We start from the raw sequence: 13,797 nt of genomic DNA on the forward strand, positions 1-13,797 counted from the left end.
TTTTGCCGGTTTTTTAGTAATATCTAAATAATTCCGGCCCTTGTGGAGATGATCAATGTCCAGGCCGAGGGTGTTTTGAGTATCGGCCTGTAAGGCTGTCAGGGACAGCTGGCGATTGATTTTGCTTCATGAAGGAACCTCTAATTCTGATGAGGTAAGTAATGCAAAAACGATTTGTTGTTCCGGCATTGGTAATGTTGATGGCGTTTTTTTCTCAACCGGTTTCTGCCGGAGCTTTGTGGACCATCACTCCTGATGCCAATATCCAGCAGCAGTACAATGACAATATTTTTCAAGCCAGAAATGATCGAAGAAGCGACTGGATCACTGTAATCGGAGCCGGACTCAGCCTTGAAGCTCTGGGAAAGAGTCAGGGCATGGCCATGAGTTATCGACCCAGCTACTCCATGTATCACAAGTATGACGAATTTGATACCCTTCGACACAGAGCTGACCTTGAAATGTGGAAGAATATCCAGGAGAACCTGCGTGTTTCATTTCATAATACCCTTGATCGCAGGGAGCAGCCTTATGATCCGGATGATCCGGACCTGGAATATGAGGCTGGTTTTTTTGATGAGGATGATGTGCGCAGGAGCAGAAAGCCAAGAACCATAAACACGGCCAGAGCCAGGATGGATTACCGGTTCGGGCCCAGGGATTCGGCCTATGTTCAGTACGGATTGCGCAATGAATGGAATGATAACGTCGGGGAAGAGGACAGTGCTATTCATTCTCCTTCAGCCGGAGTCACCTACTGGTTCAGCAGGCTCTACGGGGTTGAAACAGCGATGGGCTACGACTATGGCCGATATGATGAGTCTGAAAACAGGCAGAACTGGGATGGCAGAGTCAGATTGATGCGCAATTTTACCAGGTTTCTGGACGGTTATATCCAGTATCGGCACAGCCATATACGCTATAGTGGAGACAGACCCGGATACAGTGTTTATGAGCCGTCTTTGGGCGTTTCCTACAGGTTTTCCCAGGACGGACACATGAGGGTTGGACTGGCTTACAACTTCAGGGACAGGGAAGGCAGGAGCACTGATGAGAGCTTTGTGCTTGACGCTGATATCAACCAGACCTGGGCCAGGAAGAGATCAAGTTTTACTCTCAGGGGAAACAGTGGTTATGCTGAAAATTTTCGGGGGACAGATAACGAAGGGTTTACCATATTTTACCATGGGTCTGCTGTTTATTCCTATGCCTTGAGAAAGGATCTGACCTGGAATGTTTCCGGTGGTTATCGTCGCAACATGTATAAGGACAGGGATCCCGAGCGCAGAGACAATATCTACAACCTGGGGACCGGGATCAGTTACATGTGGACCAGGCAGTGGAGCCTGGGACTGGATTATGATTATCGTAACGTAAATTCAAACATCAAAGCTGAAGAATATTACGAGAATCGAGCCACCCTGACCCTGAACTGGAGACCGCAACCCAAAAGGTTGAACTAGGTATAGTTATGACATCAAAAACGGATAAGCACCAATTTAACAGAACTCATATTCTGAAGGTGGCGGTGCTTTGTTTGGTTCTTGTTGGAGCGGCCGGCTTTGTGCACTCTTTTGATTCTGAAACTGAAACCGCTATAAAGGTTCCTCTGAAGTACTTTCCCTATGAGTTCGGCACATGGGAAGCCAGAAACAACATGGAACTTCTGGACAGTGTGGCTGCGGTACTGGGAGTGGATGATTATGCCTTCAGGGATTATCGTTCTCCATATGGTACAACCATAAACTTTTATGCCAGCTATTTTGCCGCCAACAACAGAAACAAGGGGTTTCATTCACCCCTTAACTGTATGCCAGGGGCAGGTTGGAATATTTCTTCAACTGACGAAGTGGACCTTGTGCTGCCTGACGGTTCAACTGTTCGGGTCAGAAAAATGCTTTTGAAACGTGGGTCACATTATCAGGTCAGCCTCTATTGGTATCAATGCCGCTCCAGAATTATTGCCTCTGAATACTGGGAAAGATTCTACAGGGTTTTGGATTCCATTCGTTACGGCAGGACCGACGGAGCTTTCATCCGGCTGATAGTTACGGGTTCCGATGAGGAAGGAGAAGCCCTGGACGAATTGAAAAGTTTTGCAGCCCTGGTGATTCCACAGCTTGAAGAGCATTTTCCTGGTCTTTGATCTTTCCTGACAGCTGGTCCCTGATTGTCCTGCAAACAGATAACCTGGATATTTTTCCATGAAAAACTTTGTGTGGCAGAATAGAACCATAATAGCTTACGCGATACCTGTAATTGTCTCTTTTTTTCTTCTTTATTATCAGGTTTTCATCAAACTCGTCCAGGATTGGGAAGTAGATCCGAATTACTCCCATGGATATTTCATTCCCTTTCTGGCTGGATTCATGATCTGGAGTCGAAGAAAGGAACTATTTTCTACCCCTGCAGGTTCGTCTCCTTTTCTGGGAATCTTTTTTGTTTCCATGGGCCTGGCCCAGCTCATGCTGGCCTGGATTGGAAGTGAATACTTTCTTCAAGCTGCATCCATGATCCCTGTGCTCCTGGGCATCAGTCTGTTTTTCTGGGGCAGGGGGGTCACCTGGAAGCTGGCTGTGCCCATTTTATACCTGATCTTCATGATTCCATTGCCGGCAATTATCTGGGATCAGATCGCCTTTCCTCTTTCTCTGATGGCTTCCAAGATTTCTGCTGACTTCATTAACTTTTTGGGTATGCCCATCCTCAGGGAAGGGAATATCCTGTACCTGCCCAATGTGACCCTTCAGGTTGAAGAAGCCTGTTCAGGCCTTCGCTCCCTTACCACCATGTTTGCCCTGAGCGCTTTGGTTGCCTATCTGAGTCCCCTGGGTCGGATTTCCAAGACAGTGATATTTCTGGCAGCTGTACCCATAGCTATTGCCGGTAATATCGTCAGGTTAATAGGAACGGCTATCCTGGCCCGGAAGTATGGCACTGTAGTGGCTGAAGGATTTATTCACGACTTTTCAGGCTGGCTGCTCTTTGTCTTTGGCCTGATTGCCCTGATGCTGCTTCAGGGAATGCTGATTAAATGGGACGGCCGGGATAGAAATGGGACTTCCTGATCGTTCTGAGCTGCAGGGACCAATGCCCGGAAGACCTGATAATTGTAGTGGGCTGTCTTTATTTAAATGGGGTTTAGCGCGAGGATCAGATTAAAAAATGAAGTTTTTTCTGATAACCATAGATGTGGAAGACTGGTTTCAGGTCGAGAACCTGAGACCCTGGTTTCCCATGGAATCCTGGGCTTCTCAGGAAATCAGGGTTGAGTATGCCACCCGAAATATCCTGGATCTGCTGGACCGGGTTTCAGCAGAAAACGGAATAAGGGTTAAGGCGACTTTTTTTACATTAGCCTGGATAGCCCAGCGAATGCCTCATCTGGTCAAAGAGATCAGTTCTGCTGGGCATGAGGTTGCTTCTCATGGCTTCAGCCATCAGTTGTGCCTGGAACAGGCGGAGAGTGAACTGCGCAGAGACCTGGAGGAAAGCAAAAAACTTCTGGAAGACATAATCGGTGATGATGTTTCGGGATATCGCGCCCCAAGTTTTTCCATATCAGAAAAGGTTCTGAATGTGATTAGGCAAGCCGGATATGCATATGACGCCAGCTACAATTCATTTGGTCTCAACGGTCGTTATGGAAAGCTGGATTCAACCAGGTATCCAAACAAGGGTATTGCCCTGGATCTGGGAGATGGTTTTTACGAGCTTCCCTTGACCAATCTCAAGGTTCCGGGCGGCTGTCTCCCCTGTGCTGGTGGCGGATATTTCCGTCTGTTTCCTGAAGCTGTTTTCAGGGCTGGAGTACGTAACATCCTGAAAAAGCAGGATGCGTATCATTTTTATCTTCATCCCTGGGAGACCGACCCGGATCAGCCAAGGCAAAACCAGGCATCAGCCTTGTCCAGGTTCAGGCATTATCATAACCTGAAAAAGACTCTGCCCAGGCTGGAAAATCTGATTTCTTCTTTTCGACACTGCTCTTTTTGCACCTGCAGGGAGTACCTTAAAGCAGTCTCTTCCGATTGTTGAATTCTGAACCACAGCTTTAATATATGCATCTTTTTGCATTATATGAACTGCATTTGTTATTGGTTGCAAAATAATGCAGCTTGTTGTCTTTGCCCTGTTGATTCGTTCAATCATGATTTGTAGCTCCTGATTGATTATTGTTTAGGTTGGTGGTGATTAATGGCAGTGGCTGGCATGCAACTTGTAAAAAGACCTGTAACATTTAATCAATTTGAATTTGTTAAAGATTTACGAACAGCTGTCAGGACAAACTGCCTTGCTTAAATCAAAATTATATTCCCCTGAATACAGGTCTATGTGGGATGAATACGTTGACAATCATTTCCAGGGGAGCCTTTTTCACACCCGGTTGTGGCAGGAAACCGTCAAGGCTGTTTTTGGCCACTCTGAACATTCAATAATGCTTCTGGATAATAAGGATGGAAGGCCTGTAGTAAAAGGATTGATCCCATTATTTCGGATAAGAAGTTTTTTATTCGGGGATTACCTGGTTTCAGTCCCTTTTGCTGAACAGGGTGGTCCCCTTGCTGATCATGAATCTTTGAGGATCAGGCTGGTGGATTTGGCTGGTGAGAAACTCAAGAAAAATAACCTGGATTACCTGGAAATGAGGAATGTAGATCCATTGCCGGACCTGTTGTGTAAGGATCTGTATTATGGGTTTCAGAGGGAGATATTGTCTGATCTTGAAGATAATCTGATGGCCATTCCCAGGAAGTCCCGACGAATGGTCAGACAGGGCATGAAAAACAACCTTCAGATTGCTGTGGGGAGCCACCTTTTGCCGGAATTCTATGCCATCATGGCCAGAAACTTCCATGGGCTGGGTACACCTATTTTCCCATATTCCTGGTTTAGTGGGCTTATGGAATCATTTCAGGAGAATTGTCTGCTGCTTCTTGTCAAGGATGAAAAGGGTAATCATATAGCAGGAGTGATGAGTTTTTTTTACAAAAACAGGGTGATGCCCTATTATGCTGGTTCTCTTGTAGAATACCGCAACCTTGCTCCCAACGATTTCATGTACTGGAAATTGATGGAATATGCATGGGAAAAAGGGAGCAGGATTTTCGATTTTGGAAGAAGCAAAATAGGTACTGGCTCATTCAGGTTTAAGACCCACTGGGGTTTTGAACCCAGAAGCCTTGCCTATCAGTACGTCCTTCATAAAAAAGATGAGCTTCCTGATTTAAGCCCGAACAATCCAAAATACCAGAGTAAAATCAAGACCTGGCAAAGGATGCCTCTGAGCTTGACCAAGATCATTGGTCCCAGGATCTCCAGGTATCTGTGCTGAGATTTCCAGAAGCTTCCTGACAGCTGCTGCATCATTGCTTGAGGTTGCTGTCAGGGCATTTAAAGTTTAATAGGATAATGAAATATTTCAACCTGCTGTGATGCTTGGAAGATTTTTGGATGGAATTGGTCTGACTATTTTTTGTTTTTTTACATTTTTATCTTTGCTACCTGGCTTTTTCAAAGGGTTTGATTAACATGGATCTTTACAACACGCAGTTAATACAGGGCTGGAAATGAATAACAATTACGATCAAGCCATAAGATTGCTTCGCAACAATCCCAGGACCTGGCTTGTTACCGGTGTGGCTGGATTTATTGGTTCCAATCTGCTGGAGACCCTCCTGATGCTTGATCAGAAGGTGGTTGGCCTGGATAACTTTGCCACCGGTCATCAGCATAACCTGGACGATGTTCAGCATGCTGTTACTCCTGACCAGTGGGCTAGATTTAGATTTTTCCCAGGTGATGTCCGTGACCTGGAAACCTGCATGGATGTCAGTGCAGGTGTGGATTATGTTTTGCATCAGGCAGCCCTGGGTTCTGTTCCCCGCTCCATTGAAGACCCTGTTTACACCAATGAAAACAACATCAGTGGATTTCTGAATATGCTTGTGGCGGGCAGGGATAACGGGGTGAAGAGGTTTGTTTATGCCGCCTCAAGCTCAACCTACGGTGATCATCCAGGTCTGCCCAAGGTTGAAGAAGAGATTGGGAAACCATTATCTCCATACGCTGTAACCAAGTATGTCAACGAACTTTACGCTGAAGTCTTTGCCGGATGTTATGATTTTAAGACCATCGGCCTCAGGTACTTCAATATCTTCGGCAGACGTCAGGACCCTGAGGGAGCGTACGCAGCTGTCATTCCAAAGTGGTTTGCAGGTCTTATCAGCGGGGAGCGGATTCATATTAACGGTGATGGAGAAACCAGCCGTGACTTCTGTTACATTGATAATTGCGTACAGGCTAACATTCTGGCTGCAGTTACCACCAATCCCGATTCCCTGAACAAGGTGTTTAACGTAGCCTTTGGTCAAAGGACGACTCTTAATGAACTCTTCAGCATGATCAATAAAATGGTAATGGAGTCTGGCTACCCTGTTCAGCATGTCATGCCGGATTATCGTGATTTCAGACCCGGTGATGTGCGCCATTCCCTGGCCGACATTGGCAGGGCCAGAAGCCTTCTTGGGTATGAGCCGGCTTACTCGGTTGAGGAAGGTCTGAAAAAAACTGCAGACTGGTATTGTAGTTTTGCTGGAAGGTCATCAGAGGATCAGGCTTTGGCCTGAAATCATCAGCGCAGGAAGGATCCTGAATCTGTCTGGAAAGAGCTCATTTATGGTGATCCCGGTGTGCATAATATGGAAAAGTAGAGACTGAAAGGCATCCTGGTGGCTGGATGTGGAGTGTCGGAGCGAAGACAGACTGCTAAGGCTTTTTTAAATTCCCTCCTTCTCAGGCACATTGACCACGGATTCTTTTACTCTTGAACTTCTTTTCAAGGTTGCAGACAGATGTGCAGGCATTCCGTCTGAGGTGGTTTTGTCTGATCAAACCAGGCTTGTTAACCGGTGAGATACTTAATCCAGGTGGACGCAATAAACAGAATGCAACCAGTACACAGTATGGACCCAGCCCAATCAGAAGCGCCTTTGCAGAAAAGAAAGATCCTTTATCTATGTCATCGCATTCCATATCCTCCCAATAAGGGAGACAAGATCAGATCCTTCAATCAGATTAAGTATTTATCTGAACAAGGCCATGATGTTCATCTTGTATGTCTGGCAGATCAGCAGCGTGATGTCAGCCATCGAGAAAAGCTTCTAAAGTGGTGCAAGAGTGTTAACCTTGAATTCAGGTCGACTTTTAAGTCAAAACTCCTTGCTCTGCCCTGGTTTCTGAGTTCTCTTCCCCTGTCAGTCCCCTGTTTCTACAGTTCAGTGCTGCAGAAAAAAGTGGACTCAATTCTCCAGAACAAGGACATTGATGTAATCTTCTGTTTTTCATCGGTGACAGCAGAATACCTTGTCCTGAGCAGGTTCTCGGGGATTCAGGACAGGCTGCAGATCATTGATTATTGTGATTTGGATTCGGATAAGTGGCTGCAGTACAGTTCCAGGTCATCTTGGCCCATGTCCAGGATTTACGCCAGGGAGGCCAGACTGTTGCTGAAATATGAATGCAGCTTAAACAGGCTGTTTGATTATTCTGTTTTCATATCCGAGGCTGAAGCTGATCTTTTCAGGCCCTGGGCCGGACATCCGGAGAGGATCAGGATCATGCCCAACGGTGTTGATCATGATTTCTTCTCGCCGGTCATACCTGCAGAGCTTAACCAACACCCGGTTCTATTGTTTACTGGAGCCATGGATTATGAAGCCAATGTTGACGGAGTAGTCTGGTTCTGCCAATCCATTCTTCCTGAACTGACTTCCAGAATTCCCGGTCTGATGTTTTACATAGTTGGAGGGAATCCTTCTCCTGCAGTACAGAGGCTGGCTGGGAAAAATGTCGTTGTCACTGGTTATGTGAACGACATCAGGACATATTACCAGATGGCGGATGTGTGCGTTGTACCCTTGCGTATGGCCAGAGGAGTGCAGAACAAGGTTCTTGAGGCCATGTCCATGGCCAGACCTGTAGTAACCACCTCAAAAGTACTCCAGGGCATAAAGGCTGAACCTGGCCGCGAATTACTGGTGGCTGATACTGAACAGGAATTCTGTCAGGGGATTATCAGCCTGCTCAGTGATCAAAAGCTGAGGTCAGATGTCTCTAAAAGGGGAAGAAGTTTTGTCCTGGAAAATTATGATTGGCGGGAAAACCTCAAGTCTCTGGATGAAATGCTCAAACCAGGTTCCGTCCAGGAGAAAAATAGCATCCCATCCAGGTCCTGTCTCAATCCCCTGTTTTTTCCATGCTATATCCTGCTGATGTTTCTGACCATTCTGTGGCCCATGGAGGAAACTTCCCCCGGGGCAAGCATCACCTATCTGATTAAGCCCGGATTGCAGAATTTTTTGCATTTACCCGTGTTTGCAGGCTTTTCCTTGCTTTTTTTTGACTTTATTCAGAATTTTCAACTTTCTCCTGCCAAAAGAATGCTTCTCTTTCTAGGAGCCGGACTGGGCCTTTGTGTTCTGCTTGAATGGCTTCAGCTTTTTGTCCCGGGAAGGTATTTTTCTCTGACCGATGTGCTGACGAACATAGTCGGACTTTTTATCGGCCTGGCAACATACAGGTACTGGTGCTCTGGTTCATCACAGTGAAACTTGTTGCATGTTGTATGCAAAATTTTTCTATGTATGCAACTTTTTTAACATAAATCAGGGTGTAATGCCTGCTGTTTCAGGTTTCAGGGCATTGTTGGATGGTATATCAGTTGCAATGCTAAGACCGCATGATCTACTCAGCTTTATTACTTGATTTTAGTTTGATCAAAAACCTCCAATGGATAGATTTTTGAAATGAAGATACTCCACATCCTTGACCATAGTCTGCCTTTGCACAGCGGGTATACATTCCGCAGTCAGAATATTTTTCGATCCCAGAAAAATAGAGGCTGGGAACCTGTTGTCCTAACCAGTCCCAAGCACGAGCAAAGCTGGCAGGGACCGTATAAAGATAAAGAAGTGATCAATGGATTCACATATTACAGGACAGGACCTGTGGAAAAGAAAGGCTTTCTGCCGGTTGTTCCTGAAGTCATGATGGTCAGAACCCTTAAAAAAGTTTTGCAGCGGGTTATTGAAATTGAACAACCAGATTTCATTCATGCCCATTCCCCCTTTATCAATGCAATGTCCGCCCTGGACGTGGGCAGGCAGCTTGGGATTCCTGTTGCTTATGAAATACGGGCATTTTGGGAGGATGCTGCGGTTGATCATGGCTCATATAAAGAAGGTTCGTGGAAATACAGACTGGTCAGGTTTATGGAAACCAGGGTATGCAAGCGAGCAGGGCATGTATTTGTTTTGTGCAATGGTCTTAAGAAGGATCTTGTCCAGAGAGGTATTGACCCGTCCCGGATTACCCCTGTGTTTAATGGAATAGATCCTTTTGATTTCAAACCCGTGCCTCCTGATGGGGATTTTCGTGATAAATACGGCCTTAACGATAAGAGAATCCTTGGGTTTATTGGCTCTTTTTATCGCTATGAAGGCCTTGATCTGCTGATTAAATCTTTTGCTGAACTGTCCAGGAACAATCCTGACCTGGTCCTGCTTCTGGTGGGTGGAGGTGAAATGGAAGCAGAGCTCAGGCAGCTTGTTGCAAGCCTTGATGAGACATTTGCCGGGCATCATGGCCCACCCGGAACAGAACGACTCAGCAGTCGGGTTCTTTTCCCTGGACGCATTCCCCATGAACAGGTTCCAGGTGTTTATTCATTGATGGATATCCTGGTTTATCCCAGGTACAGGATGCGTCTGACCGATCTTGTAACCCCACTTAAACCGCTGGAGGCCATGGCCATGGGCAAAGCCCTGGTGGCCAGCGATGTTGGCGGACACAGGGAGCTGATCAGGGACCGGGAAACCGGGATTTTGTTTAAGGCCGGGGATGAGAATGATCTGACCAGGGCATTGGAAGTTCTTTTGAATGATGAGGATAAGCGCCAGAGCATCCAGGATCATGCTTCCGAATGGGTCAGGAACAATCATGCCTGGGAAAAAACCACGTCAGTGTATGATAAGGTATATTCTGATCTGTCCGTCAGGGAATAGCCAGTGAACAGTTATCAGCCAAACGGGTTTGAAAAGCGCTGGCAGAAGATATTTCAGGCTTTTGCCCAAAAACATGAACACGATGCCGGGATAGCAGGGTGGTCAGTCACTGGGTTGCGGGCCAGGCAGAATCATTTTGAGCATTACTTTTCAAGAGGTGGAAAAAGGTCCGGGAAATGGCTGGATGCGGGCTGTGGTGCAGGCAATTATTCGCGTCTGCTGGCTGAAAATGGACTCAGTGTGACTGGACTGGATTATTCTTGCCCCAGTCTGGCCAAAGCCAGGCTGAGGAGTCAGCAGGCTATCAACTGGATTGCCGGAGATGTCAAGTTGGTCCCTTTTGAAGACAGGGTCTTTAGCGGGGTGGTTTGTTTCGGGGTCAGCCAGGCTCTTTCTGGATCCGATCTTTTTTTAAATGAGTTGACCAGGGTGGCTGTCAAAGACTCCGAGCTTTGGGTTGACGGTCTGAACAAATGGTGTGTGGTCCACTTTTTTTCCAGTCTGTGGCGCAGGATCAAAAGAAAACCAAGACACCTGCGCTATGAGTGTCCGTACAGCATGAGAAAAAAGCTTAAGCTGCTCGGCTGGAACCGGGTTGACATATTATGGCTGCCAATTCTTCCAGCCCGGCTGCATCGGATTCAGAATGTTCTGGAAATACCGGTAGTGCGAAATTTTTGGCAGAAGGCCCCCCTGGTGGGTCTGATGAGCAGCCACGGCTTTGTTTTACGGGCAAAGAAAAACTAAGGGTCGGTTTTAAGTTTTTCTGGATCAGATTTTGATGGTTGGGCTGCAAGACGGCTGATAACATGAATCATCAAGGAGGACAGGATGGAGAACAACAGCTATGTCCAGGACATGCTGCAGAGGACCCTTTTGTTTTTCAGCCAGGAGGAAGTGGAAGCGGTCCAAAACACTGTTTTTGCAGTTTCCGGTCTGGGAGGGGTTGGAGCCATTACTGTGGAGCTGCTGGCCCGGTGGGGAGTTAAAAGCTTTCGTCTTCTGGATATGGACAGGTATGATCCCTCAAACCTTAATCGCCAGCTTTTTGCCACCTCTCTGACCCTTGGAAAGCCCAAGGTGGAGGTGGCGGCCCAGCGTATCAGGGACATTAACCCCAATGCTGATGTTGAAATGATCCTTGCGGAAAGAGTGGACAATGAAAATGTGGAGCGGTTTGCCAGGGGAGCCGGAATCCTGATTCAAAATGCGGATCATCCATCCTGCAGGCTGTTTTATCTGGCCGGAAGGAAACATAAAATACCATTGGTCAATGGCCATGCCACCATCACCGGAGGCAGGGTGCAGACCTTTGATTACCGTTGTTCAACCTGTGAAAGCCCCTTGGAAGATCGGTGGCAGAAATTCAAGTTTGGAAAAGATTCAAAGCCGCTGGATAGAATGAATAGCAATGAGATTGCTGAATTCGACCGGCAGCATGTGCATCCAACTGCTCCATCATTGAATTTTGTCACCAATATGGTGGGCTGTCTTATTGTGGCTGAGGCTGTAAAATTGCTCTCAGGAAAAGGAAAGTGCGTTCTTTACCCGAACTATCTGACTTTTGACACTTTTGACTACCGGATGAAGATCAGGAACTCTCGTTCTCCTTTTAATCCGGACAATCTGAAAAGGTTATGGAGCGTGGGTCGCTCCAGGCTGTCTTTAAAGTAGATGAATTCCGATCCCTCTAGTCTTAAATCTGAGACCAGGTTGGGTTACCGGGCAGGAGCTGATTATGAAAATAAAATCGTTGTCAGTCATTTTTCTGGGCGCAGGATTTTTGCTCATGGCAGGTATGGCCGGTGCTCAGGAAAGGGGACAGATCCATCCCATCAATCAGCAGCTGGTTCAGGTTGGTTTGATGCCAGTGCCCAAGTATTATCCGGAAATACCCCGGATTACTTCTGAGCATGCTTACTCCCTTTACCTGGCTGGAAGAGCCCTTTTTGTCCTTATTTCTCATTCAGACCGCCATCTGATCCTGGGCGGGGTTCATTTGACTGAAAATCTGCCTCCCAGGATTGATCCCAACCGGCTTCCGTTTCAGCCAGGGCAGGTGCTGATCGTCTACTGCCCGTGAGGACCTCACGAGGGAAGCAGTGCCCGTGCGGCACATCACTTTATCAGTAACGGCCTGCGAAGGCCGGTTTATGTGGTTATTGAGGGAGTGCATCTGATGGCCAAAGCCGGCTTTCCTTTTTATTTGGACGGGATTTCCCGCTGAGTGGCAAATGCTCCAGGAATTGAAAACTCTGACCAGGCATTCGGCAATTTACGGGACAGCTGAGATTCTTAAAAAAGGCCTGGGTTTTTTGATGATCCCGGTCTATACTCACTTTTTGCTTCCAGCAGATTATGGCCTGCTGGAGCTTCTGGAAATGACGGTTATCATAACCGGGATTATATTTGGTCTGCGCTTGGGCGGAACAATGATCCGTTTTTATCATCAATTCGATGATCCAGGGCAGAAAAGTGAGGTGGTTTCAACCACATTCATTTCGGTTTCCGTGATCAGCCTGCTTTTGCTTGTTTTCTTGCAGGTGTACAGTGTTCAGATATCTTCACTCATTTCAGGGACACCGGAGAATGCCAAGGCCTTCAGGCTGATGTTCTTAAGTCTTGTCATTCAGAACATCTACCTTGTCGGTGAAAACTACCTGCTGGCTAGAAAAAAATCAGCCATATATTCCAGTCTTTCCATCCTGACCCTGGCCATTTCCCTGACCCTCAATATTTTGTTCGTGGTGGGCTTCGGCTGGGGAGTTTACGGAATTCTTTACAGCATGCTCATAGCTAAGCTGGTTAATTTGATCATAGTTGTTCCCCTGACCTTTAAAGACGTATCAATATCATTTTCATGGATAAAACTCAGAGACATGTTGTATTATGGACTGCCTCTGGTTCCAGCTTCAATAGGTATGTTTCTGATGCATTTCTCGGATAGATTTTTTATCCGTCACTATGTCGACTTAAGTGAACTGGGCATATATGCCCTGGCATACAAATTCGGCATGATTCTCTCAGTGCTGGTTGCCGGTCCAATCTTCAAGATATGGAATACCCAGCGTTTTGAGATAGCAAGACAGGAAAAGCCTGATTCAGTTTTCGGAAGAATGTTCACTTATTTTCTGCTTGCAGTTACGTCCTTTGCTCTGATCCTCTGTGTCTTTATTGATGAAGCCATCCACATCATGGCTGCCCAGGCCTACCAAAGCGCTGCCAGTCTGGTCCCGATCCTGGTCCTGGCCTACCTGATGATCAGTATTTCCGGATTCTTCAACCTTGGTTGCATGATTACCGGGCGGACTAAAATACTGGCCGGGGTTCAGGTGGTGGTGACTGTGCTGAACATCTTCCTGAACATTCTGCTCATCAGCAGGTATGGAATCATGGGGGCCGCTGTTTCCACCTTGGCTACCTTTTCCGTCCTGGCTGTGCTGAATTATCATTATTCTCAAAAAGTATATTACATCAGCATGGAGCATGGGCGGGTTATAAAAGTGTTTTTTACCGGACTCTGCGTTTATGTTCTGTCTCAGCTAGTGGACAGTACCTTCTGGATTCAGTTGGGTTATAAGGGACTGGTATTGACTCTTTTTCCTCTCATTCTCTGGCTGACCGGTTTTTTCAGCTCTGATGAGAAGAAAAAGCTAAAGGGCCTGGTGAGAAACCTGAAATCAAAAGAAATCCACGCCAGGGCAGATGATGCCAGGCAGTGATTCCAAGCGGA

The 13,797-nt window shown here is 46.7% G+C and carries 12 protein-coding genes; all 12 read left to right on the forward strand.

The genetic code is table 11. The features are described from left to right. Window positions 1-161: 161 nt before the first annotated feature. Window positions 162-1,463 carry an outer membrane beta-barrel protein gene (locus P771_RS0112325; RefSeq protein ID WP_028575380.1) on the forward strand — a complete coding sequence of 434 codons (1,302 nt, stop codon included), beginning with the start codon at window positions 162-164 and terminating at the stop codon, window positions 1,461-1,463. An 8-nt stretch (window positions 1,464-1,471) separates the two neighbouring features. Then, entirely contained in the window at window positions 1,472-2,146 is a 675-nt protein-coding gene (locus P771_RS0112330; protein WP_051617316.1) for an exosortase C-terminal domain/associated protein EpsI, read from the forward strand. A 58-nt stretch (window positions 2,147-2,204) separates the two neighbouring features. Continuing rightward, entirely contained in the window at window positions 2,205-3,068 is an 864-nt protein-coding gene (locus P771_RS0112335; protein WP_035244505.1) for an exosortase/archaeosortase family protein, read from the forward strand. Between the two features lie 97 nt (window positions 3,069-3,165). Next, a complete protein-coding gene (locus tag P771_RS17515; RefSeq protein WP_035244507.1) occupies window positions 3,166-4,038 on the forward strand; it encodes an XrtA system polysaccharide deacetylase in 873 nt (290 codons plus the stop codon). Window positions 4,039-4,294: 256 nt separating this feature from the next. Then, window positions 4,295-5,335, forward strand: a complete 1,041-nt coding sequence (locus P771_RS0112345; RefSeq protein ID WP_051617317.1) for a FemAB family XrtA/PEP-CTERM system-associated protein — start codon at window positions 4,295-4,297, stop codon at window positions 5,333-5,335. Window positions 5,336-5,570: 235 nt separating this feature from the next. Next, window positions 5,571-6,629, forward strand: coding sequence for an SDR family oxidoreductase (locus P771_RS17520; RefSeq protein WP_035244509.1), 1,059 nt, complete (start codon window positions 5,571-5,573; stop codon window positions 6,627-6,629). 318 nt (window positions 6,630-6,947) lie between these two features. Beyond that, window positions 6,948-8,609, forward strand: coding sequence for a TIGR03087 family PEP-CTERM/XrtA system glycosyltransferase (locus tag P771_RS17525; RefSeq protein ID WP_150112194.1), 1,662 nt, complete (start codon window positions 6,948-6,950; stop codon window positions 8,607-8,609). Between the two features lie 198 nt (window positions 8,610-8,807). Next, on the forward strand, window positions 8,808-10,064 hold the full coding sequence (locus P771_RS0112365) for a TIGR04063 family PEP-CTERM/XrtA system glycosyltransferase (RefSeq protein WP_028575384.1): 1,257 nt from the start codon (window positions 8,808-8,810) through the stop codon (window positions 10,062-10,064). 3 nt (window positions 10,065-10,067) lie between these two features. Further along, window positions 10,068-10,811: a class I SAM-dependent methyltransferase gene (locus tag P771_RS0112370; protein WP_028575385.1), complete on the forward strand. Its 744-nt coding sequence runs from the start codon at window positions 10,068-10,070 to the stop codon at window positions 10,809-10,811. A gap of 84 nt (window positions 10,812-10,895) precedes the next feature. After that, complete coding sequence (locus tag P771_RS18420) at window positions 10,896-11,738, forward strand: HesA/MoeB/ThiF family protein (RefSeq protein ID WP_051617319.1); 843 nt, start codon at window positions 10,896-10,898, stop codon at window positions 11,736-11,738. A gap of 64 nt (window positions 11,739-11,802) precedes the next feature. Further along, window positions 11,803-12,147 carry a hypothetical protein gene (locus tag P771_RS0112380; RefSeq protein ID WP_028575386.1) on the forward strand — a complete coding sequence of 115 codons (345 nt, stop codon included), beginning with the start codon at window positions 11,803-11,805 and terminating at the stop codon, window positions 12,145-12,147. A gap of 151 nt (window positions 12,148-12,298) precedes the next feature. After that, window positions 12,299-13,786: an oligosaccharide flippase family protein gene (locus P771_RS0112385; protein ID WP_028575387.1), complete on the forward strand. Its 1,488-nt coding sequence runs from the start codon at window positions 12,299-12,301 to the stop codon at window positions 13,784-13,786. Window positions 13,787-13,797: the final 11 nt, after the last annotated feature.

It is taken from the genome of Desulfonatronovibrio hydrogenovorans DSM 9292 (assembly GCF_000686525.1).
Lineage (GTDB): Bacteria > Desulfobacterota > Desulfovibrionia > Desulfovibrionales > Desulfonatronovibrionaceae > Desulfonatronovibrio > Desulfonatronovibrio hydrogenovorans.

Bases quoted from the DNA above. Each gene is read 5' to 3' on its own strand.
- P771_RS0112380 (WP_028575386.1), top strand. From the start codon at position 11,803: ATGAAAATAAAATCGTTGTCAGTCATTTTTCTGGGCGCAGGATTTTTG.
- P771_RS0112325 (WP_028575380.1), top strand. From the start codon at position 162: ATGCAAAAACGATTTGTTGTTCCGGCATTGGTAATGTTGATGGCGTTT.
- P771_RS0112330 (WP_051617316.1), top strand. From the start codon at position 1,472: ATGACATCAAAAACGGATAAGCACCAATTTAACAGAACTCATATTCTG.
- P771_RS0112365 (WP_028575384.1), top strand. From the start codon at position 8,808: ATGAAGATACTCCACATCCTTGACCATAGTCTGCCTTTGCACAGCGGG.
- P771_RS17520 (WP_035244509.1), top strand. From the start codon at position 5,571: ATGAATAACAATTACGATCAAGCCATAAGATTGCTTCGCAACAATCCC.
- P771_RS17525 (WP_150112194.1), top strand. From the start codon at position 6,948: ATGCAACCAGTACACAGTATGGACCCAGCCCAATCAGAAGCGCCTTTG.
- P771_RS0112385 (WP_028575387.1), top strand. From the start codon at position 12,299: ATGCTCCAGGAATTGAAAACTCTGACCAGGCATTCGGCAATTTACGGG.
- P771_RS18420 (WP_051617319.1), top strand. From the start codon at position 10,896: ATGGAGAACAACAGCTATGTCCAGGACATGCTGCAGAGGACCCTTTTG.
- P771_RS0112335 (WP_035244505.1), top strand. From the start codon at position 2,205: ATGAAAAACTTTGTGTGGCAGAATAGAACCATAATAGCTTACGCGATA.
- P771_RS17515 (WP_035244507.1), top strand. From the start codon at position 3,166: ATGAAGTTTTTTCTGATAACCATAGATGTGGAAGACTGGTTTCAGGTC.